The organism is Agromyces badenianii, from assembly GCF_003070885.1.
In the GTDB taxonomy this organism is placed as follows: Bacteria; Actinomycetota; Actinomycetes; order Actinomycetales; family Microbacteriaceae; genus Agromyces; species Agromyces badenianii.
In genome coordinates this window covers 2451782-2471052 of record NZ_CP028913.1, presented here as the reverse complement: position 1 = coordinate 2471052, position 19271 = coordinate 2451782, and the positions used below count along the sequence as shown (strand labels likewise).

The following is a 19271-nucleotide window of genomic DNA, read 5'->3' as shown; positions in this document are numbered from 1 at the left end:
ACTAGCGGCGGCCGCCGACATCCCGGTCGCGCCCTGCGGCAACGGGGTCTGGCCGCGGCACATCGCCGGGCGTACCCTGTGCGCATGCGAGCGGACGTGGACGTGCTCGTCATCGGGGCCGGTCAGGCCGGGCTGGCGGTGAGCCACGGACTGGCCCGTTCGGGTGTCGACCACGTCGTGCTCGAGCGAGACCGGGCGGGCTCGGCATGGATGTCGCGCTGGGACAGCTTCCGGCTCGTCACGCCGAACCACACCATCCGGTTGCCCGGCGGCGAGTACCACGGAGCGGATCCGGACGGCTACCTCGATCGCGACGAGATCGCCGAACACCTCCGGAGCTACGCGGACTCGTTCGCAGCGCCGGTCGTGGAGAACACCGAGGTCGGGTCGCTTCGAGCCGAAGGCGACGGCTTCGTCGCCGAGACACCGGCGCGCCGCATCCGCGCCCATCGCGTCGTCGTGTGCACGGGCGCCTACCAGCGCGAGCATCGCCCGGCTCTCGTCGAGGAGCTCGAGCGCCGGGTGCCCGTCGTCGGCGCGACCGAGTATCGGGCGCCGGGCTCGTTGCCCGACGGCACGGCGCTGGTCATCGGCGGCGGCCAGTCGGGCTGCCAGATCGCGGAGGAGCTCGCGCACGCCGGTCGCGAGGTCGTGCTCGCCGCGGGTCGGGCGCCCGCGATGCCGCGTCGCCTGGGCGGGCGCGACATCGTCGACTGGCTGATGGATCTCGGCTTCTTCGAGCACACGCTCACGGACATGCCGTCGCCCGCCGTGCGACTGGTGTCGAACCCGCTCGTCTCGGGTGCGAACGGCGGGCACGACGTCAACCTGCGCGCGCTCGCCGCCGACGGCGTGCAGTTGATCGGCCACGTGACCGGCATCGACGGCGACCGCGTCGTCGCCGCCGATGACCTCGCCGAATCGGTCGCCTTCGGCGACACGGCCTTCGGCGACATCTGCGCGGCGATCGTGCGCCTGTGCGAGTCGCGCGGGCTGCCGGTGCCCGAGCTGCCGGAATCGACGACGACAGAACTCGTCGCCGCATCCTCACCCCGCCTGGACGACCTGGGCGTCGTCGTCAACGCGAGCGGATTCAGACCGGCCTACGAGTGGATCGCGATTCCGGGCGTCGTCGACGACATGGGGTTCCCGGTGCAGGACGACGGCGCGAGCTCTCGCGTCCCCGGCCTCTTCTTCGTCGGGATGCCATGGATGCGGACGCGGAAGTCGCCGTTGCTGCTCGGCGTCGGCGACGACGCCGAGATCGTCGTCGGGGGTCTCGCGGCTCAGTGACGCGCGACGAGTGCGGCCGAGGCGTCGAGAAGCCGCGATCGCAGCGTCGCGGTGAGCGCCGGCCGGAACGCGTCGGCCCACACCGCGTACCCGTGGTCGTTCGGGTGGAACATGTCACGGGCGAACTGCGTGAGGATGCCGCGGAGCCCCTGCCGCCGGGTGACCTCGTGCAACGGCGCGACGACGAGTCCGTGGTCGCGGGCGGCGGCACGCAGCATCCGATTCGCCTCGGCGACCTTGCGCTCGTTGTGCGGCAGGTGGAAGCACGGCAGGTCGGCGACGACGGCGTGGGCGGGCAGCTCCGCGAAGATCGAGCGGATGTTGCGGTCGAACGCCGCGGGATTCCACTCGGCGATGTCGTTGGCGCCGATCGCGACCGTCACGACGTCGGGCCGCAGGCCACGGAAACGCGGCAGCTGGTCGCGCACGGCGAGCGTCGTCGTCGCACCCGAGACGCTCAGGTTCACGACGCGGACGCTCCGCCCCGTCACCTCGCGCACCTCGTCGGCCAGCACGCCGACGTAGCTGCGGTCGGGCCGCGACGCCCCGATGCCCTGCGCCGCGCTGTCGCCGATCGCGACGTAGAGCAACTCGCCGTCGAGCTTCGCGTGGTCGCGCCACCACTTCGAGTGCACCGGCAGCGTGTCGTTCAGGGTCGACTTGTTCTCGAGCACCCGCTCGCGGAACGGACGCACTCCGAAGGTGCCGAGCACCGTCGACGCAGCCAGCATGACGCCGGCGCCGAGTCGGGGAGTGTCGGCGGAAGGGGGAGCGAATGCGGTCACGGTGCGAAACTATGCCGCCACGCTTCGAGTGGGCTGCACGTGGGCTGGGCGTCGGCTGAGGCATCCGCTCGTTTTGGTCGTCGCCGTGATGTCGTCTACGATTGTCCTCGGTACCGTGTCCGAGCGGCCGAAGGTGCAACTCTCGAAAAGTTGTGTGGGTGAAAGCCCACCGTGGGTTCAAATCCCACCGGTACCGCCACGAAAACCCCCTGACTCCCGGTACTTGCAAGGGATTCAGGGGGTTTTCTCTGTCTGACGGCGTGCACCGGCGCGACCTGATCATTCGTCCCATCGTCCCGCCCACGCTTCGGCGAGCAGGAGGAGTCTGGAACGGACACCAGATCGCTCATGCGGTCGTGGCTTCGGTGTCCCGTTGGACGGAGGGCACATCATGAAATACGCCTCACGAATCGGCCGCGCACTGTCTGTGGTCGTGCTCATGGTCGGAGTGGGCATCGTCGCTCCCGCTTCGATAGCTCACGCCGACAAGCCGACCCGAACAGTCGTCGTGCCGGAGAGTATCGTCATCCCCGTTGGGGAGGCTTGTTCCTTCCCCGTCGCCTTGGACGTACCTGAGCGCGTCAGCGTGGTAGTCACCGAGTTTGCAGACGGTCGGATCGTGACCCACGACCGCGCCAAGCTGACGCTCACGAATGCAGACACGGGCGAGTCGCTTGTTCATATCACTTCCGCGATGATCACCGAGGTGCCTGCAGGGGGAGGCGAGATCCAGGTCGACATCAGCGGGCAGTTGTTCATGTGGTTCTACCCGGGCGACCAAGGGCCGAACGGCTTGGTCGAGTACCCCGGCGAGGCCTTCAGCGTCAACGGACACACTCGCGTGACAGTGGACGAGGAGACCCTCGTCTTCACGTCCTTCTCCATCAAGGGGAAGACGACGGACATCTGCGCTGCCCTCGCAACCGAATAGGGAGAGACTCGAACGACGACCGCGCCGATCGAGCCGGGTCACCAGCCGCTGCGCGTCGGCGTGTGCCCCTCGCGGGTGTCGTCGGGCATCGGCATCTCGGCCCGCAGCCCGAGCAGCCGGATCGGGCGGTCGGGATCGATCCGATCCGCAAGCTCCAGTACCCGCTCCAGGGCGGCGTCTCGATCGAACGTCTCGGCGATCTTCTTCGTGAACACCTTGGTGATGAAGGGCGCGTAGCGCACCTTCAGGGTCAGCCCCATCACCGGCCGGCCCTCCTCGGCGACATCGTCGAGCACTCGCGCGGCCAGCTCTCGCACGGCATCCTCGATCTGCTGCCGTTCGGTGAGGTCTTGCTGGAAGGTCGTCTCGCGGCTGTGCCCCCTGGCGACCCAGGGCGTGTCGTCGACGACGTCGGTGCCATCGCCGCGACCGAGCTGCGCGTACCACGGGCCCATCTTCGGGCCGAACTCCTCGACGAGCGCGGCGGGTTCGACCGCCGCGAGCTCGGCGACGGTGGCGATGCCGAGCCCGGCGAGCCGGCGCGAGATCTTCGTGCCGACACCCCAGAGCTCGATGGTCGGCCGGTCGCCCATCACCTCCAGCCAGTTGTCGGCCGTGAGCCGGAAGACACCGCGCGGCTTGCCGAAGCCGGTCGCGACCTTGGCGCGCACCAGGGTGTCCCCGATGCCGACGCTGCAGTGCAGCTCGGTTCGGTCGAGCACGGCCCGCTGCAGCATCCGGGCGTACGCCTCGGGGTCCTCGGTCGCCACGCCGACGAAGGCCTCGTCCCAGCCCAGCAGCTGCACGGTCGCTCCGGGCTGCGAGCGCAGGGTCGCCATGACCCGAGCGGATGCCGCGGCGTAGGCCTCGGCGTCGACCGGCAGGATCACCGCAGTGGGCGCCTTGCGGGCGGCGATGCGCAGCGGCATCCCGGAGCCGACGCCGAACTCGCGAGCCTCGTAGGAGGCGGTCGAGACCACCGCTCGCTCGGTCGGGTCGCCCCGGCCGCCGACGATCACGGGCAGGCCGGCGAGCTCGGGATGCCGCAGCACCTCGACGGCGGCGACGAACTGGTCGAGGTCGACGTGCAGCACCCAGAGCCTCCGGCGTTCGGTCACCCCACCGGCCTGCCGTTCACCGCCGTGCGCGACGGCGGCCCGGTCGGGCTCAACTCGGTCCGCCGCCGAGGTCGCCGAAGAGGAATCCGGACTCACGCTCTCTCGCCCGGCGCTCGATCTCCATCGGGTCGAGCTCCATCGGGTCGAGCTCCGGCGGATCGCCGGCGGGACCGACGGCCGGCGCTTCGACGACGGGCGCAGGCACCGCATTCGACTCTTGCCTCAGTTGCTGCTTCGCCGCTCGCTCGACGAGCACCGGCACGAAGTCCCGCACGGCGTTCCCCTTGAGCTCGAGGTGGGCGTGCTGCACGACCTCCGCGATGCGGTCTCGGGGCAGATCGGGGAACCGGTCGACGAGCCGGTCGATCACCTCATCGACGGCGCGTGCCTCCTCCGTGTGATCCATGAGGACAGTCTCGTCCCGGCCGGGCGCCGCAGCAATCCCCAGTCATGACCGGCATGCCGGCGTCCGGTGCCGGTGTTAGCGTGGACTCACGCGAGCGACCTCGGTCGGGCCGCGATGGCCGAGAGGAGACGACGTGCTCGAACTCCTCGTCGCCCTCTTCCGCGTCGCACAGGCCTCGCTCGAGATCGCCCTCGCCTCGAACGGGCAGATGTCGGTCGTGCTCGTCGGGGTCGTCGGAGCCGCCGCCCTCGCGGTCGTCGTCGTGGCCTGCCAGGCGGTGCCGGCGATCGTCGCGGCCGATGCGAGCGGTGCTGCCACGCGGTTCCGGCAGACCGCCGATCCATGGCGGCTCCTCGCGCAGAGCGACCCCGACGCCCCGGGGCGCGCCCGCCCCAGGGCGCCGGCGTGCGGCCTCCCGGCCGCGTAGCGACACACGACCGATTCGCGCACCGCCCCCGGGCGGCCACTCGGCGACTCCTCGCGGCCAGACGGATTCCACATCCCTCGACCGCAAGGAACTCCTCATGGACCTCTACGCCTTCCCGCCCATCGCGGGCCTGCTCGACGGCGCGCACGCCGTGCTCATGGCGCTCGCCGCCCTCCTCGAACCCCTCATCGGCGTCGCGAGCGCTGCGGCCGCCGTCGTGCTCGTCACCCTGCTCGTTCGCGCCGCGCTCATTCCGGTCGGCATCTCGCAGGCCAAGGCCGAGCAGACGCGTTCCCGACTCGCTCCGAAGCTCGCCGCGCTGCAGCAGAAGCACAAGAACAACCCCGAACGCCTGCAGCGCGAGACGATGGCCCTGTACGGCGAGGAGGGCACCACGCCGTTCGCCGGCTGCCTGCCGATGCTCGTGCAGGCGCCCATCGTCGGTGTGATCTACGCGCTCTTCATCCTGCCGACCATCGCGGGCCATCCGAACGCGCTGCTCGAGCAGACGTTCTTCGGCGTGCCGCTCGGCTCGAGCCTCGCCGGTCAGATCGCCGCGGGCGCCCTGACGCCGGCCGGCCTGCTCGTGTTCGGCGTCGTGATCGCGGGCATCGCGCTCGTCGGCGAGATCACGCGGCGTGTCTTCCAGCCGAGCCCCCCGGCCGGCGGCACGGCCACCGCGGGCCGGGCGGATGCCGCTGCGCTCACCGGTGCCGGCGGGGCATCCGCCGCGCTGACCGCGCCGGGGGTGATCCGTGCCCTCGGAGTGCTGCAGTTCCTCACAGCCGTGATCGCGATCTTCGTGCCCCTCGCTGCGGCCCTCTATCTCTTCGTCACCGTGGCGTGGACCCTCGTGCAGCGCGTGCTGCTGCGGCGGCGATACCCGCTCGCCGCGGTGAGAACCGCCTGATCCGCGCACGATCCCATCGGTGCGACACGGCGCGAGAGGCTTGCACCGCCCGGGCAGCAGTGGTTTCGTAGGGGTATCGAACGAAGGAGCACGACATGAGTTTCCTCGCGTTTCTGATTCTCGGCCTCATCGCCGGAGCGATCGCAAAGCTGATCCTGCCCGGCAAGCAAGCCGGGGGCTGGTTCGTCACGCTGCTCCTCGGCGTCGTCGGGGCGCTGCTCGGCGGTTGGATCGGCAGTGCCCTCTTCGGCATCGGCCTCGACCAGTTCTGGGATCTCGGCACGTGGCTCCTCGCCATCGCCGGGTCGATCATCGTGCTGCTGATCTGGGGGCTCATCACCCGCGGTCGCAGCAACAGCTCGGCCGCCTAGACCGCACACGAACGCCGCGTGCCCGCGGCCCCGCTCAGATGGCGGGGCCGCGGCACGCGGCTCACTCGTCGATGCGCTCGTCGGCGAGTTCGGCGAAGCGGCGGAGCATCCGCTGCGGTTCGGTGACGGATGCCGCGGCCAGTCGTTCGCCGACCTCGCGCAGTTCGCTCGCCGGGAAGTAGCCGTGGTGCCGGTACACCTGCGCGCGGGCGATGAAGTCGCCCGTCGAGACCTCGGGATGGAACTGCGTCGCGTAGACGCTCGTGCCGACCCGGTAGATCTGCACGGGGCATCCTGCTGACGAGGCGAGCAGCCGCGCATCGCGGGGGAGACGTTCGGTGGCCTCCTTGTGGCCGACGAGTGCGTCGAACCGCTCGGGCAGAGCGCCGACCAGCGGGTCGGCGATGCCGTCGCCGGTGAGCCTGATCTCGACGGCCTGGGCCTGTTCGCCGTGCGCCCGGCCGACCTCGCCGCCGAGCAGCAGGGTCAGCACGCCGATTCCGTAGCAGGTGAGCAGCAAGGGGAAGTCGGCCTCGAGCGCCTGCTCGGCGAGCCGCGTGAGGTCGGCTTCGACGCGGCGCTGCACCTCGTGCTTGCCGGTTTCGGGGGTGGTCACGTTGAAGGGGCTGCCGCCGACGACGATGCCGGCGTAGTCGCTGAGCGCGACGTCGCCGAGCGGGTCGACGTCGAGCCGCACGTGGTCGAGCCGGCCGGCGTCGACGCCCATCGCACGGCGCACCGACTCGTACTCGGGGCCGACGGCCTCGACCTCGGGGCGTGCCGAGAGGAAGAGGAAGGGCGTCGAACTCATCGGCCCCTCCGGCGGCTGCGCTGCTTGGCACCCGCGCCCGTGCGCGGGGCGGGTCGACCGCCCCTGGCGCCCGACTTCGACGTGCCGCCCTTGCCTTTGCCCTCGCCCGACTTGGCCGCCGCGGCCCGGCGCTCCGCGGCGGCGAGCTTCGCGGCCTTCGCGGGCTTCATGGGGGGCGGGTCGTCGGCCGAACCGCGGGAGCTCTTCGCGCCGCGGCCGCGCACGACGGCGACGAACTCCTGGATGTCGGCGTCGTCGCGATCCTGCCGCCAGACGAGCGAGATCTGCGTCTGCGCCGCATCGGTCACCGGAATCGCAACCACGTCTTTGCGGCGGTGCAGCCTCGCGACCGAGTGCGGCACGATCGCATGGCCGGTGCCGGCGGCGACGAGCTCGATCGTCATCGCGGCCTCGGGCTGCACCGGTGCGGTCGTCTCGCCCTCGAGGTCGGCGAGCGTGAGCGATTCGGCCTCGGCGAGCGGGTGGTCTTTCGGGAGCACGACGACCGCGAGCTCCTCCCAGAGCGCGACCGCGTGCAGGCCCTCGGTGTCCACCGGGAGGCGCACGAAGGCGACATCGGCCTCGCCCGCGAGGATTCCGGCGAGCTGCTCGGCCTCGTCGACGACGATGGCCTCGAGCGGGAGGTCGGGTCGTCGCTCGCCCCAGACCCTCAGCCACTTCGACGGGCTCACCCCGGAGACGTAACGGAGTCGCAGTGTCACCTCGGCCCCCGTTTCCATGCAGGCCGCGTGCAGCCTGGTTCCAGCGTAGACGATGGTTGATCGGGCTCCTGGTGGGCGGCGAGCCGCAGACCGGCTACGGTGTTGGAGTGAGCCAGTCGAAGAACTCCCAGACCATGAAGGCGGAGACCGCAGCCAAGAAGCTCGGAATCCTCCTCGAGGCCGCTCCCGAGGAGTTCCGCGAGGGGCTCGTGACCCGCGACGAGCTGGCGGCGCTCACGACCGACCCGCCCGAGTGGTTGCAGGTGCTGCGTCGCGAGGGCCCCCACCCGCGCACCGTCGTCGCAGCGAAGCTCGGCATCTCCAATTCGGGCCTCGCCCGCGGCGGCGTCACCGAGCCGCTCACCACCGCCGAGATCAAGGCGCTGCTCGAAGCCCCGCCGGCCTGGCTCGTCACCGAGCGGGCCACGCAGGCCGAGGTGCGCGCCGAGAAGATCCGCGTCGCCGATCGCGACAAGGAGCGTGCCGAGCGCCGCAGCGGCGGCTCGGGGGTCTGAACCGGTCGCTTCGGCGTCAGGCGTACCGGGCCGCGAGGAAGGCTGCGGCATCGGCGAGCTCGCGCTCGGAGACCGAGTGGCCGAGCCCCTCGTAGATGCGCTCATCGAGCTCCGCGTGCGTCGGCAGCCAGGTCTGGGTGCGAGCGACGGATGCCGCGGGGATCACCTCGTCGGCCGTGCCGCGACCCCAGAAGACGGGTGGCAGAAGCTGCGACATCCGCTCGTCGCCCACACGGTCGCCCGGAAGGGCGAAGCCCGCGAGGCTCACCGCGAAGGCGAACCGCTCGGGTGCCCGGCGAAGCAGTTCGATCGCCATCGCGCCGCCCTGCGAGAAGCCGAGCAGGCCGACCGACGCCGTCTCCGGCGCGACCCGGTCGAGCCAGTCGATGACGGCGGTGCTCGAGGCGTCCGCCCCCTCGATCGAGTGCTCGAGGCCCTCGTTCATGAGCGGGAACCAGGCGTGGCCGTAGCCGGTGAAGGTCGGTGCGCGGAGCGACGCGACCGCCGGGGCGAGTGGCAGGTACGGCGTGAGGCCGAACAGATCACCCTCGTTCGAGTTGTATCCGTGCAGCAGCACGAGGAGCGGCCGACCCTCGCGATCGGCTGTGGATGCGGACCAGAGCACCGCTTCGTCGTCGATCTGCACGGGGGTCATGGGGTCAACGCTAGCGGTGTGGGGCAGAATCGAGGCATGAGCGTACGCACCCCCGACCCGGACTGGAACCCCGACGACGAGGCCGTCGTGAAGCCGCCGGCCAACCCGGGGTGGCTCACCGACCTCGAACTCGCCGAGCTGCGCGGCCGTTTGCCGCTGCTCTACGTCGAGGCGGTGCCCGTGCGGGTCGACGGGCTCGGGCAGGTCACCGAGGTCGGCGTGCTGCTGCGGGCGAACGCCGTCGGCGAGATGACCCGCACGCTCGTGTCTGGGCGGGTCATGTACGGCGAGACGATCCGCGACGCGCTGTTCCGCCATCTCGAGAAGGACCTCGGGCCGATGGCGTTCCCGCTGCTGCCCGCGAGTTCGGTGCCGTTCAGTGTCGCCGAGTACTTCCCGCTGCCCGGCATCTCGCCGTTCACCGACGAACGTCAGCATGCGGTCTCGCTCGCGTTCGTGGTGCCGGTCACCGGCACCTGCGAACCTCGTCAGGACGCCCTCGAGGTGACCTGGATGACTCCGGCCGAAGCGGTCAGCGAGGGCGTCGCCGCCGAGATGGAGGGCGGCCGCGGAACGCTCGTGAAGCAGGCGCTGGCCTCAGTGGGCGTGCTCCGGTAGCAGTGCTGCGCTGAACCGGCCGTTCAACGCGAACGCAGCACCGCGCCGGCTGTCGTGCCGGCGCCTGCCGCCGCCTCAGCGAACGAGCCGCACCTCGTGGATCTCTTCTCCGAGGAACGGCTGCACCTGCTCCGCGCCGTCGGCGGAGAAGCCGTTGCGGGCGTAGAACCGGTGGGCGCGCGGGTTGTCGGAAGCGACCCAGAGGTAGACGGGGCCCTCGCCGACGGCGGCGTCGAAGAGCTTCTGGCCGATGCCGGTGCCGTGGTAGGCGTCGAGCAGGTAGATGAAGAAGAGCTCGCGGTCGCGCGGGGCGTCGTCGTCGCGCGCGGGCCCCGAGCCGACGAAGCCGACGATCTCACCGTCGACGAGGGCGGCGAACTGCGAGTACTCCTCGCCGCGCGAGGCGAGGTGGGTCCAGAGCTCGGCCATGCGGCGGGGCGAGAGGTGCTCGAACGCGGCGGCGCTGATCAGGTGGTCGTAGGTCTCGTGCCAGCATGTGGCGTGCACGCGACCGAGGGCTTCGACATCGGAATCCCGGATGGGGCGGACGACGACTTCGGCAACGACTTCGGTGCTCATGACCCGAGACTAAGCCAGCGCGCGCGTGCGGCGAAATCGAGTGAGAGTGAACGGCGAACGGCCCCGACGAGCGAGGCTCGTCGGGGCCGTTCAGCGGCATGGGTCGGCGGCGCCGCTCAGCGGCGCCGGAGCTCAGCCCTGCGCGCGGCGGTTTCCGCGGGCGTTGCCCGAGGGCGAGACGAGGCTGCCGACGCGAAGCGGCTGCTTCGCGCCCGAACGACCGGATGCCCCGCGCTGCGCGCCGGTGGTCTGCGCGCCGCGGCCCTGGCCGCCGCCCTGCTTCGGGGCGTTCGCGCGTGCTTCGGCCGGGCGGCCGGAGCGATCGCGTCGAGGTGCGCCCGCGACATCCGCCTGCCCGTTGCCGCCGCGACCGCGTCCGCGGCCCTGGCCGGCGCCGGCACCCGTGCTCGTGCGCGACTCGCCGCCGCGCTCGTCGCGAGCGGCGCGCTTGCGCTGGGCGTTGGCGCCCTGCGAGCGACCGCCGCCGCCCTGCTGCGCCACCGCGGCGCGCGGCAGCGGCTTCACGTAGGGGGCGACGTCGCCGACGAGCGTCGTCACGGCCGGTGAGGTCGCGGTGACCTGCTGCGGGGTGACGGTGATCGCGGCCTTGCGCAGGAGCGTCTTCAGGTCTTGCTTCTGCGCGGGCAGGCTGATGGTGACGACGTCGCCCTCGCTGCCGGCACGGGCGGTGCGGCCCGAACGGTGCAGGTACGCCTTGTGCTCCATGGGCGGGTCGACGTGGATCACGAGCTCGATGTTGTCGACGTGCACGCCGCGCGCCGCGACATCCGTGGCGACCATGACGTTGGCCGAGCCGTCGGAGAACGCAGCGAGGTTGCGGTCGCGCTGCGGCTGCGAGAGGTTGCCGTGCAGGTCGACGGCCGGGATGCCCTGCTCGGTGAGCTTCTTCGCGAGCTTCTTGGCGTGGTGCTTGGTGCGCATGAAGAGGATGCGGCGGCCGGTGCCGCTCGCGAGCGTCTTCACGAGGTCGTTCTTCGCGTCGACGTCGGCGACCTCGAACACGTGGTGGGTCATCGCGGCGACGTGCGAGGTGGCCTCGTCGACCGAGTGCAGCACCTCGTTGTGGAGGAAGCGCTTGACGAGCTTGTCCACGCCGTTGTCGAGCGTCGCGGAGAACAGCAGTCGCTGCCCGCCCGAGGGGGTCTTGTCCATGATGCGCGTGACGACGGGCAGGAAGCCGAGGTCGGCCATGTGGTCGGCCTCGTCGAGCACGGTGATCTCGACGGCGTCGAGCGTGACGAAGCCCTGCTTCATGAGGTCTTCGAGGCGACCGGGGCAGGCGACGACGATGTCGACGCCGGCGCGCAGCGCGTCGACCTGGCGCTTCTGGCTGATGCCGCCGAAGATCGTCGTGGTCTTCAGGTCGTAGGCGGCGGCGAGCGGTGCAAGCACCGCGTCGATCTGGGTGGCGAGTTCACGCGTCGGTGCGAGCACGAGCGCGAGCGGGCGGCCCGGACGGCGACGGCCGCCGGCGAGCGTGGTGCCGAGGCGCGCGACCAAGGGCAGCGCGAAGGCGATGGTCTTGCCCGAGCCGGTCTTGCCGCGACCGAGCACGTCGCGCCCGGCGAGCGTGTCGGGCAGCGTGTCGACCTGGATCGGGAACGCGGTGGTCTTGCCGTCGGCGGCGAGGGCCGCGACGAGGGGGGCCGGCACGCCGAGCGTGCTGAAGGTGATGTCGGTCACTGGTGCCTTTCAGGGCAGAGCGCACCGCTGGTTCGAGCTCTGTGAAGCGGAGGGTTCTCGACCCGGCGGTGGGTGTTGTGGCGAAGGCGCCGGTCGGCGCATCCGTTCGCCGTATGAGAGTCAACGGGCCCCTGCACGAATGCACAGTGCCCGGAAGCGTTTCTACGACGCAGGCGGCGCGTTCACCGCGCTCGCCGTCGTCCACTCTAGCGGATGCTCCTGTGCAACCGCCTTCAGCGCGGCATCCGCTCACCGACTGGCACGTCTTCGCGCAACGTGTTGCCCGGCTGGGCGAGCGGGCACGACCACGACGGATCGTAGGCGCACGACGGGTTGTAGGCGAAGTTGAAGTCGATGACGATGGAGTCGGGCTCGGCCCCGGGCCCGAGGTCGGCGCCCTTCACCGCGTCGAGCAGGTATCGGCCGCCGCCGTACGTGCCGCCGGGTGTGCCGGCGAGCAGGTCTTTGACGGGCACGAAGAGCCCGCCGCCGTAGCCGGTGAGCCGCCACACGTCGAGGGTGCCGAGATACGGGATGCGCACCTCGCCGACGAGCGAGAACGGGATCACGCCGTCGGTCGCGCTGTCGACGGTGATGCGCGTGGGCTCGGCCGCGCGGCGCACCTCGAGCTCGAAACGCCAGTCGGGGTCGTACCTGGCCACCGTGAGCCCCGTGAATCGCGCGCGGTCGTCGGGCAGCAGCGGCGATTGCGGATGCCCCGCGAAGAGCTCGTCGCGCGCCGACTTCCACAGCTCGTGGCCGGCCGCAGGGGAGTGCACGCTCAACTGCCGCACGCCCGAGTAGAGCCCGAAGACGCGTCGTCGCCAATCGGCCAGTTGGAGAGCGCCCAATGTGTCGGTCATGCCGTCCCCTCACCCGTGGTGTGCTGCGTCGGCTCATGCTCGGCGTCGGCGTCGGCGTCGGCGTCGGCGTCGGCGGTGCCGGGCGGGTCGAAGCGCCAGCTCGGCGCGAGCTGCCGCAACCGCCTGCCGCGCCACTGCCAGAACACCCACGTCGGGTACCAGGCGAGCGCATCGGCGGCGCCGGCGCTGGCGAGCAGCTGGTCGCGGTAGAGCGTGCGACCGTCGGGCAACGCGGAGACGGCCATCCGGTGGTCCCAGCTGTCGAATGCCGCGAACGGCCCGGTCTCCGCTCCGCCGCCGTCGCGGAGCATCCGCACCCCGGGAGGCAACCCGCCCGGACTGCTGAGATCGACGTGCTCCTCGCCCACCGGGTAGCGGCGGAAGGCGAGCACGCGCAAGCGGTGGCGCCCCTCCGGCCAGACGGTCGGCAATCCGCCGGGCTCGAGCGACTCGAAGTCGAGCCACGGCGCGACCACCTCGCGGAGCACGGCCGGGCTCCGGAGCGCCCGCCATGCGGCATCCGGAGTGCAATCGAGCGTGAGTTTCAGAAGCACCCGCATGAGCTGAGAGTAAGACGGTCGGATGCGCCTGCCAAGCGCAACGCCGGATTCGAAGCCGACGCACGGCGAGCGCCGGTTCGGAGCGCCTAGACTCCCGCACATGCCCGACGGACTCTGGTGGTTGCCCTCCCTCCTCGTCGTCGCCGTCGCGGCTGCCGGACTCGTCGGTGCGGGGGTCGCGCTTCGACGCAGCGGCGCCCGCAGGGAGCGGGCCGCGCTCGCCGAGGGGAGTGTCGCAGAGGTGCGGGCCAAGGGGCTCATCGTGCGGGCCGACAACGCCGTGCGCGACGCCGAACGCGAGCTCGCCTACGCCGAGGCGCAGTTCGGCGAGAACGAGGTGCGCTCGATGCGTGCGGCACTCGACTCGGCACGCGGGTGGATGCGCGAGGCGTTCGTGCTGCAGCAGCGCCTCGACGATGCCGAAGCCGACACCGCGGCCGAACGCCGCACCTGGACCGCCCGCATCGAGGGACTCTGCACCTCGGTGATCGGCGCCCTCGACGAGGCGGAGGGCGCGCTCGCGTCGCGGCGCCGTGTCGAGCGGGGCGCGCACGCCGAGCTGCCGGCCCTTCGAGCGCAGGCCGAGCGGCTCGCCCGCCGCCGTGCCGAGGCCGAGTCGATGCTCGGACGCCTGTCGACGAGGTTCGCTCCGTCGGCCCTCGCCACGGCCCGGGCCGCTGCGACGCGTGTCGACAGCGTGCTCGCCGAGGTCGGAGTCGCGCTCGACGATGCCGAGTCGCGGCTCGCCCGCGCAGATCCGGCCGCCGACGGCGTGGGGTTCGCGAGCGACGGTCTCGAGCGAGCGGCCCGCGACCTCGACGAGATCGATGCGATGGAACTGTCCCTCGCCGCGGCGCAGGCCGAAGCCTCGGACGAGGCCGCCGCCCTCGACCGCGAGCTCGTGGCGGCCAGGCGCGAGCGCGACGTGCACGAGGAGCCCGGTGCCGCCGAGGCGCTCGGCGCGGCGATCGGAGAGGGCTCCGCGGCCCTCGTCGGGAGAGCAGAGCTCGTCGGCGACCCATTCGCCGCCCGCGACCGGCTGCGCGCATGCCGCGACCGTCTCGAGGTGGCCCGGGCGGCGGCGCGCAACGCCCAAGGACGGCTCGACGGCGCTCGCGGAGCGCTCGGCGGCGCGATCGCCATCGCCGAGAGCCAGTTGCGGGTCGCTCGGGCGGCGATCGACCGCGGCGGTCATGCGGTCGGTGCCGACGCACGCACCCGACTCGCCGAGGCCGAGCGGCAGCTCATGATCGCGCATCAGGAGCCCGATCCGGTCGCGGCGCTCGACGCGGCCCGCCGTGCGACGTCGCGGGCGAACGACGCCGAGGCGCTCGCGCTCTACCGAGCCCGCTGAGCGGTCGCCTGCCGCGGACCGAGTCGGGATAGCCTGTGCGGGTGAACGAGCAGAGCCCGCGCCACGACGCCCAATCGACGTATCAGGTGCGGTTCGACTGGGGCCGTCGAGGTTCCGCCCGCACCGCCGAGGGCATCGACATCGTCGTCTGGGTCGATGTGGTGCCGGATGCCTCGGCGCCGGTGCTTCCCGAAGCCGTCGTCGGCAGCGTGCCCGAGCGTGCGGCGCTGCTCGCCGCAGGCCTCGTCGACGCGACGGCGACCGCCCGCTGGATCCTCGGAGAGCAGGCGCGCCTCGGCCGTCGGGCCTTCATCGCCGTCATCGCCGCGGGCGATGCCGAGGCGTCGTTCACCGCCGATGACCTGCTCGGCGCCGGTGCCGTCATCGACGCGCTCGCTGTGCTCGGCATCGACGACACCTCGCCCGAGGCGGCGGTCGCCGCAGCCGCGTTCGGGGGCCTGCGCCGGGCGGTGCGGCACCTGACCTCGGCGTCTTCGTCGGGCCGGGCCGCCGCAGCGGCGGGCATGGCGCCCGGCGAGCTGCACGCGCTCGCCGCACTCGACTCGAGCGATGCCGCTCGCGTCGTCAGGGCCGGCGACGTCCGCTCCGAGGCATCCGCCGACTGATCGCGCGCTGCGATCGCGCGCTGCGATCGCTCACGGTGGTCGCGCGCCCGCGGTCTCGCGGCTGCGCCGGGTCACGCTGCGGCGTTCACGGCCTTCCGCGCACGGTGCGCGCGCACCTTCGCGCGGTTGCCGCACCGCTGCATCGAGCACCAGCGACGGGTCGAGGCGCGAGACGTGTCGAGGTAGACGACCTCGCAGTCGGTGCCCGAGCAGCAGCGGATGCGCTCCGCGTTGTCGGGGGAGAAGAGGTCGACGGCGTCGCGTGCGATGGTCGAGAGCGACTGGGCGACGGTCTGCACCGAGCGCCCGGCCTGCCGAGTGCCGCCGGGCAGCGACGGCGGGATGTCGGGCGTCGCGGCGTAGAGGTTCACGAGGTCGATGTCGGCGCCGCGCATGGCCTCGTCGCGACTCGCGGCAACCGCCATGCGGCTGATCGCGTCGCGCAGGGCGATCGCGTCGAAGAGGTCGCGGGAGCGCGCAGCACCCACGGCGACCGGGAACCGCTCGTGCAGCCAGCCCGTGAGGTCGTCGGGGGCGTGCAGCAGTTCGACCGCCCGCAACCCGCCGATCCGACCGGTGTAGGCGAAGTCGAGCGCGAACGACCCCGAGTCGAACCACCAGCGGATGCCCTCATCGGTGGTGACCCATTGCCCGACTGCGATCGAGACGGTTGAAACGGGCATTCGACCAATGTAGCCGGTGGCGGCGTGCGGAGAATCCTCAGCCGGCGGCGGCGCTCGCGGCCTTGCGACGCACCGCCGAGGTGATCTCCCGCCGGTGCCAGGCGATGAGATTGGCCTGGTCGAAGCCCCGACGGCACAGCCCGCAGCTGAGCTGGCGCTGCGGCTCGCGGTAGCGGAAGTGCTCGTGACCTGCCGGGCAGCGCCCGACCCACGGCGCGAGTTCGTGCGCCACCTCGCCGTCGTGGGTGCGCCGGCCGACGTAGCCGAGTCGCGCGGCGGTCGACGCCCATTTCGGCCCGTGACCGGCGCGCGGCCCGGCGAGGGCGTGGGCGACCTCGTGCAGCAGGATCTGGTGGATCTCGTCGTCGTCGTACCGGGCGGCGAGGTACCGGGAGACTGAGATGCGCTTCTCGGTGTAGTTGCAGAGGCCGGCCCGCTTCTTCGCGTTGTCGAAGTCGAAACTCCAGACGGCGGCGTCGAGGTGCAGCACGATGAGCGCCTCGGCCCACCGTCGCACCCGCTCGAGATCCGCCATGGAACAGAGAATAGTCCCGACGGGTGTCACCGGAAAGGAGACGGCCGTTCGCCGCCGGAGTGCGGATTCCGGCGCGCTCACCCCGCCGGTGCGAGCGGCACCCGGTACAGCCGGTCGTCGCCGTCCTCCGGCGAGCCGCGACCGTCGGTGTTGTTCGACAGCAGCCACAGCGATCCGTCGGGGCCGGCCGCGACGTCGCGGATGCGGCCGAGCTCGCCCGTGAACCACGGGGTCACCGCGAGCGCGCCGCCCGCCGTCGCCGGAGCGACGGTCCAGACGCGTTCGCCGCGCAGCGCGGCGAGGAAGAGCGTGTCGCCGACCACGGCCAGGCCGCTCGGGCTCGCCTCGGAGGTCGGCCACTGCGAGACCGGGTCGATGAAGCGCCCGTCGCCCGCCGCACCCTCGACGATCGGCCAGCCGTAGTTGCCTCCGCGCGAGATGCGATTGAGCTCGTCGAGGGCGTTCTGACCGAACTCGGCGGCCCACATCTCGCCCCGCGCGTCCCACGCCAGGCCCTGCGGATTCCGGTGCCCGAGCGTCCACACCGCGTTGTCGAAGGGGTTGCCGGGTGCGGGAGCCCCGTCGGCGGTCACGCGGAGGATCTTGCCCGACAGGGATGCCGGATCCTGCGCGGCGTCTCGGTTGCCCGCGTCGCCGCTCGTCACGTAGAGCAGGCCGTCGGGACCGAAGGCGATGCGGCCCCCGTTGTGGTTGGCGCCGCCGCGCGGGATGCCGGTGAGCACGGGTTCGACTGCGCCGAGCGTGAGGGCGCCCGGTGCGCCGCCGAGCGGCAGCCGCACGACCCGGTTGTCGGACTCGGCGGTGTGGTAGGCGTAGACGCGATCGGGCCGGTCGCCGTCGCCGGCGAGGAACGCGAGGCCGAGGAGTCCGCCCTCTCCGCCCGGCGCCACGCCGGGCACAGTCGCAGCCACGCGCAGCGAACCGTCGGCGAGCACCTCGACGATGTCGCCGCGGTCGCGCTCGCTGACGAGCACGCCCCCGTTCGGCAGCACGAGGATCGACCACGGCGCATCGAGCCCCGACGCGATCGATTCGGGTGCGCCGGCCGGCTGCAGCACCGGCGGCGGGGCGACCGGCGACGGGGGAGGCGGCGTCGTCGGCGCATCCGTCGTCGGGAGCGGAGTGGGGCTCGGCAGGGGCGGTGCCGGAGTGCAGGCGGCGAGCCCGACGAGCGGCACGACGAGCGCGAGCACCGCGACGGATGCCGCGTGTCGAACAGGGCCGGATCGCCGACGCCGTGACGCGAAGAGCCGGCGATCGCCTCGAGCCCGACTGCGTGGCATCCGTCCTCCCGTACACCCAGTGTGCGCGAGTCCGCGCCAGAATGGGAGCATGCCCGACGCGATCGACCTGAACAGCGACCTCGGCGAGTCGTTCGGTGCGTGGCGAGTCGGCGACGACGAGGCGATGTTCGCCCTCGTCTCGAGCGCCAACGTCGCGTGCGGCTACCACGCGGGAGACCCGGTCACGATGCTCGCGAGCGCCCGCCTCGCGGTGCGGAACGAGGTGGCCCTCGGCGCCCACCCCGGCTACGGCGACCTCGTCGGATTCGGGCGCCGCGCGCTCGACACGAGCCCGGCCGAGATCGCCGCCGAACTGCTCGCCCAGCTCGGCGCCCTCGACGGCGTCGCCCGGGCCGCCGGCACTCGCGTGCGTTACGTCAAGGCGCACGGTGCCCTCTACCACCGGCTCGTCGCCGACGAATGGGCGGCGCACGCGTTCATCGAGGCGGTCGCCGCATACGACCCGGCGCTTCCGGTGCTCGGTCCGCCGAGGGCCGCGCTCGAACAGGCAGCGGATGCCGCGGGGCTCCGGTACGCCCGAGAGGCCTTCGTCGACCGGGGGTACGTGGCCGACGGCTCGCTCATGCCCCGAGGCGAGCCCGGTGCCGTGGTCGACGACCCGGCGGCGGCGGCCGATCGGGCGCTCGAGATCGCCGAGACCGGTGCCATCACCGCCGACGACGGCAGCCGGGTCGAACTCCCGGTCGACTCGCTGTGCCTGCACGGCGACACCCCGGGCGCCGTGCTGATCGCCCTGGCCGTGCGCAGCGCGCTCGAACGATCGGGCATCGCCATCGAGGCGTTCGCGTGAGCCGGCGACTGCTGCCGAGCGGCGACGCGGCACTGCTCGTCGAGTGCGACACGCTCGATGAGGTGCTCGCGCTGCACGACGCACTCGCCGCGGAGCCGCCGGCCGGAGTGCTCGAGCTCGTGCCGGCGGCGCGCACGATCCTCGTCTCCGTCGACCCCGAGCGCCTGCCGCTCGAGTCCGCCGCGACCTGGGTGCGACGCATCCCGGCCGATTCCGCGGCTCGTCGTTCCCGCCTCGAGGCGGGCGTCGCCGCGACGAGTGTCGCCGCGACGGCCATCGACGAGGCGGTCGTCGACGAGGTGATCGTCGACGTCGTGTACGACGGCGACGACCTGCGGCACACGGCCGGCCTACTCGGCGTCTCGGCCGAATCGCTCGTCGCGCGGCATCAGGCCGCCGCGTGGCGGGTCGCCTTCATCGGGTTCGCGCCCGGGTTCGGCTATCTCGTCAGCGACGACTGGCCGTTCGAGGTGCCGCGACTCGACGCGCCCCGCCCGCGGGTGCCGCCCGGTGCGGTCGCGCTCGCGGGAGCCTTCGCCGGCGTGTATCCGCGGCAGAGTCCCGGCGGGTGGCGCGTGATCGGCCGCACCGATGCGGTGCTCTGGGACCCGGCCTCTCCGTCGCCGGCGCTCTTCGTGCCGGGCCGTCGTGTGCGATTCCGGGCGGTCGACCGCGCATGAGCCGTCGGGG

24 protein-coding genes and 1 tRNA gene are annotated in these 19271 nt (G+C 72.2%); 12 read left to right on the top strand and 13 right to left on the bottom strand.

Features of this window, described 5'->3' with window-relative positions:
• Window positions 1–84 precede the first annotated feature (84 nt).
• The gene (locus DCE93_RS11750; RefSeq protein WP_146184986.1) at window positions 85–1293 is read left to right on the top strand and encodes a flavin-containing monooxygenase; all 1209 of its coding nucleotides are present in this window, start codon (window positions 85–87) and stop codon (window positions 1291–1293) included.
• On the opposite strand, the gene DCE93_RS11745 is transcribed toward DCE93_RS11750, so the two are convergent.
• Window positions 1287–2078, bottom strand: coding sequence for an SGNH/GDSL hydrolase family protein (locus DCE93_RS11745; RefSeq protein WP_244284160.1), 792 nt, complete (start codon window positions 2076–2078; stop codon window positions 1287–1289). The two genes, DCE93_RS11750 and DCE93_RS11745, sit on opposite strands and share 7 nt — an antisense overlap.
• Before the next feature lie 109 nt (window positions 2079–2187).
• Here DCE93_RS11745 and DCE93_RS11740 point away from each other — a divergent pair.
• Together DCE93_RS11740 and DCE93_RS11735 are read left to right on the top strand one after the other, a co-directional pair.
• Window positions 2188–2277: transfer RNA gene (locus DCE93_RS11740), tRNA-Ser, on the top strand.
• A 192-nt stretch (window positions 2278–2469) separates the two neighbouring features.
• Window positions 2470–3009, top strand: coding sequence for a hypothetical protein (locus DCE93_RS11735; RefSeq protein WP_146184985.1), 540 nt, complete (start codon window positions 2470–2472; stop codon window positions 3007–3009).
• Between the two features lie 38 nt (window positions 3010–3047).
• Here the strand turns inward: DCE93_RS11735 and DCE93_RS11730 are convergent, their stop codons facing one another.
• On the bottom strand, window positions 3048–4127 hold the full coding sequence (locus tag DCE93_RS11730) for a DNA polymerase IV (protein WP_476723704.1): 1080 nt from the start codon (window positions 4125–4127) through the stop codon (window positions 3048–3050).
• A gap of 49 nt (window positions 4128–4176) precedes the next feature.
• A complete protein-coding gene (locus DCE93_RS14825) occupies window positions 4177–4533 on the bottom strand; it encodes a three-helix bundle dimerization domain-containing protein (protein ID WP_244284159.1) in 357 nt (118 codons plus the stop codon).
• A gap of 133 nt (window positions 4534–4666) precedes the next feature.
• Between DCE93_RS14825 and DCE93_RS11720 the strand changes: the two genes are divergently transcribed.
• The 3 genes from DCE93_RS11720 to DCE93_RS11710 all read left to right on the top strand — a co-directional run bounded on the left by DCE93_RS11720 (window position 4667) and on the right by DCE93_RS11710 (window position 6241).
• Entirely contained in the window at window positions 4667–4960 is a 294-nt protein-coding gene (locus DCE93_RS11720) for a DUF6412 domain-containing protein (RefSeq protein ID WP_108596036.1), read from the top strand.
• Window positions 4961–5057: 97 nt separating this feature from the next.
• The gene (locus DCE93_RS11715; protein WP_108596035.1) at window positions 5058–5870 is read left to right on the top strand and encodes a YidC/Oxa1 family membrane protein insertase; all 813 of its coding nucleotides are present in this window, start codon (window positions 5058–5060) and stop codon (window positions 5868–5870) included.
• Window positions 5871–5965: 95 nt separating this feature from the next.
• On the top strand, window positions 5966–6241 hold the full coding sequence (locus tag DCE93_RS11710) for a GlsB/YeaQ/YmgE family stress response membrane protein (protein ID WP_108596034.1): 276 nt from the start codon (window positions 5966–5968) through the stop codon (window positions 6239–6241).
• A 61-nt stretch (window positions 6242–6302) separates the two neighbouring features.
• Here DCE93_RS11710 and DCE93_RS11705 read toward each other — a convergent pair whose 3' ends face one another.
• Both DCE93_RS11705 and DCE93_RS11700 read right to left on the bottom strand, forming a co-directional pair.
• The gene (locus DCE93_RS11705; RefSeq protein ID WP_108596033.1) at window positions 6303–7052 is read right to left on the bottom strand and encodes a glutamine amidotransferase; all 750 of its coding nucleotides are present in this window, start codon (window positions 7050–7052) and stop codon (window positions 6303–6305) included.
• Entirely contained in the window at window positions 7049–7774 is a 726-nt protein-coding gene (locus DCE93_RS11700) for a LysR family substrate-binding domain-containing protein (RefSeq protein WP_168186214.1), read from the bottom strand. The genes DCE93_RS11705 and DCE93_RS11700 overlap by 4 nt, the downstream gene beginning before the upstream one ends.
• Before the next feature lie 134 nt (window positions 7775–7908).
• Between DCE93_RS11700 and DCE93_RS11695 the strand changes: the two genes are divergently transcribed.
• Window positions 7909–8289 (top strand): DUF5997 family protein, encoded by a 381-nt coding sequence (locus tag DCE93_RS11695; RefSeq protein WP_165906073.1) that lies wholly within the window; start codon window positions 7909–7911, stop codon window positions 8287–8289.
• 16 nt (window positions 8290–8305) lie between these two features.
• On the opposite strand, the gene DCE93_RS11690 is transcribed toward DCE93_RS11695, so the two are convergent.
• Window positions 8306–8944: an alpha/beta hydrolase gene (locus tag DCE93_RS11690; protein ID WP_108596031.1), complete on the bottom strand. Its 639-nt coding sequence runs from the start codon at window positions 8942–8944 to the stop codon at window positions 8306–8308.
• A gap of 36 nt (window positions 8945–8980) precedes the next feature.
• Here DCE93_RS11690 and DCE93_RS11685 point away from each other — a divergent pair, with 36 nt between their 5' ends.
• Entirely contained in the window at window positions 8981–9562 is a 582-nt protein-coding gene (locus tag DCE93_RS11685) for an NUDIX hydrolase family protein (protein ID WP_108596030.1), read from the top strand.
• Between the two features lie 75 nt (window positions 9563–9637).
• On the opposite strand, the gene DCE93_RS11680 is transcribed toward DCE93_RS11685, so the two are convergent.
• From DCE93_RS11680 to DCE93_RS11665, 4 genes are all read right to left on the bottom strand, one after another.
• Window positions 9638–10141: a GNAT family N-acetyltransferase gene (locus DCE93_RS11680; RefSeq protein WP_108596029.1), complete on the bottom strand. Its 504-nt coding sequence runs from the start codon at window positions 10139–10141 to the stop codon at window positions 9638–9640.
• Between the two features lie 132 nt (window positions 10142–10273).
• A complete protein-coding gene (locus DCE93_RS11675; protein WP_108596028.1) occupies window positions 10274–11845 on the bottom strand; it encodes a DEAD/DEAH box helicase in 1572 nt (523 codons plus the stop codon).
• A 233-nt stretch (window positions 11846–12078) separates the two neighbouring features.
• Window positions 12079–12708 carry a DUF1684 domain-containing protein gene (locus DCE93_RS11670; protein ID WP_108596027.1) on the bottom strand — a complete coding sequence of 210 codons (630 nt, stop codon included), beginning with the start codon at window positions 12706–12708 and terminating at the stop codon, window positions 12079–12081.
• Entirely contained in the window at window positions 12705–13268 is a 564-nt protein-coding gene (locus DCE93_RS11665; RefSeq protein WP_205647430.1) for a hypothetical protein, read from the bottom strand. Before DCE93_RS11665 ends, DCE93_RS11670 begins: the two co-directional genes overlap by 4 nt.
• Window positions 13269–13368: 100 nt before the next feature.
• On the opposite strand from DCE93_RS11665, the gene DCE93_RS11660 reads away from it, so the two are divergent.
• Together DCE93_RS11660 and DCE93_RS11655 are read left to right on the top strand one after the other, a co-directional pair.
• Window positions 13369–14622, top strand: coding sequence for a coiled-coil domain-containing protein (locus DCE93_RS11660; RefSeq protein ID WP_108596026.1), 1254 nt, complete (start codon window positions 13369–13371; stop codon window positions 14620–14622).
• Between the two features lie 41 nt (window positions 14623–14663).
• Window positions 14664–15248 carry a 2-phosphosulfolactate phosphatase gene (locus DCE93_RS11655; protein WP_146184984.1) on the top strand — a complete coding sequence of 195 codons (585 nt, stop codon included), beginning with the start codon at window positions 14664–14666 and terminating at the stop codon, window positions 15246–15248.
• A gap of 71 nt (window positions 15249–15319) precedes the next feature.
• Here the strand turns inward: DCE93_RS11655 and DCE93_RS11650 are convergent, their stop codons facing one another.
• The 3 genes from DCE93_RS11650 to DCE93_RS11640 all read right to left on the bottom strand — a co-directional run bounded on the left by DCE93_RS11650 (window position 15320) and on the right by DCE93_RS11640 (window position 17770).
• Window positions 15320–15931, bottom strand: coding sequence for a CGNR zinc finger domain-containing protein (locus DCE93_RS11650; protein WP_108596024.1), 612 nt, complete (start codon window positions 15929–15931; stop codon window positions 15320–15322).
• 37 nt (window positions 15932–15968) lie between these two features.
• On the bottom strand, window positions 15969–16466 hold the full coding sequence (locus DCE93_RS11645) for a SprT-like domain-containing protein (RefSeq protein WP_108596023.1): 498 nt from the start codon (window positions 16464–16466) through the stop codon (window positions 15969–15971).
• A gap of 77 nt (window positions 16467–16543) precedes the next feature.
• Window positions 16544–17770 carry a PQQ-dependent sugar dehydrogenase gene (locus tag DCE93_RS11640; RefSeq protein ID WP_108596022.1) on the bottom strand — a complete coding sequence of 409 codons (1227 nt, stop codon included), beginning with the start codon at window positions 17768–17770 and terminating at the stop codon, window positions 16544–16546.
• Between the two features lie 49 nt (window positions 17771–17819).
• Here DCE93_RS11640 and DCE93_RS11635 point away from each other — a divergent pair, with 49 nt between their 5' ends.
• Both DCE93_RS11635 and DCE93_RS11630 read left to right on the top strand, forming a co-directional pair.
• The gene (locus DCE93_RS11635; RefSeq protein WP_108596021.1) at window positions 17820–18581 is read left to right on the top strand and encodes a LamB/YcsF family protein; all 762 of its coding nucleotides are present in this window, start codon (window positions 17820–17822) and stop codon (window positions 18579–18581) included.
• On the top strand, window positions 18578–19261 hold the full coding sequence (locus tag DCE93_RS11630; protein ID WP_108596020.1) for a 5-oxoprolinase subunit B family protein: 684 nt from the start codon (window positions 18578–18580) through the stop codon (window positions 19259–19261). Before DCE93_RS11635 ends, DCE93_RS11630 begins: the two co-directional genes overlap by 4 nt.
• The last annotated feature ends 10 nt before the right edge of the window (window positions 19262–19271 follow it).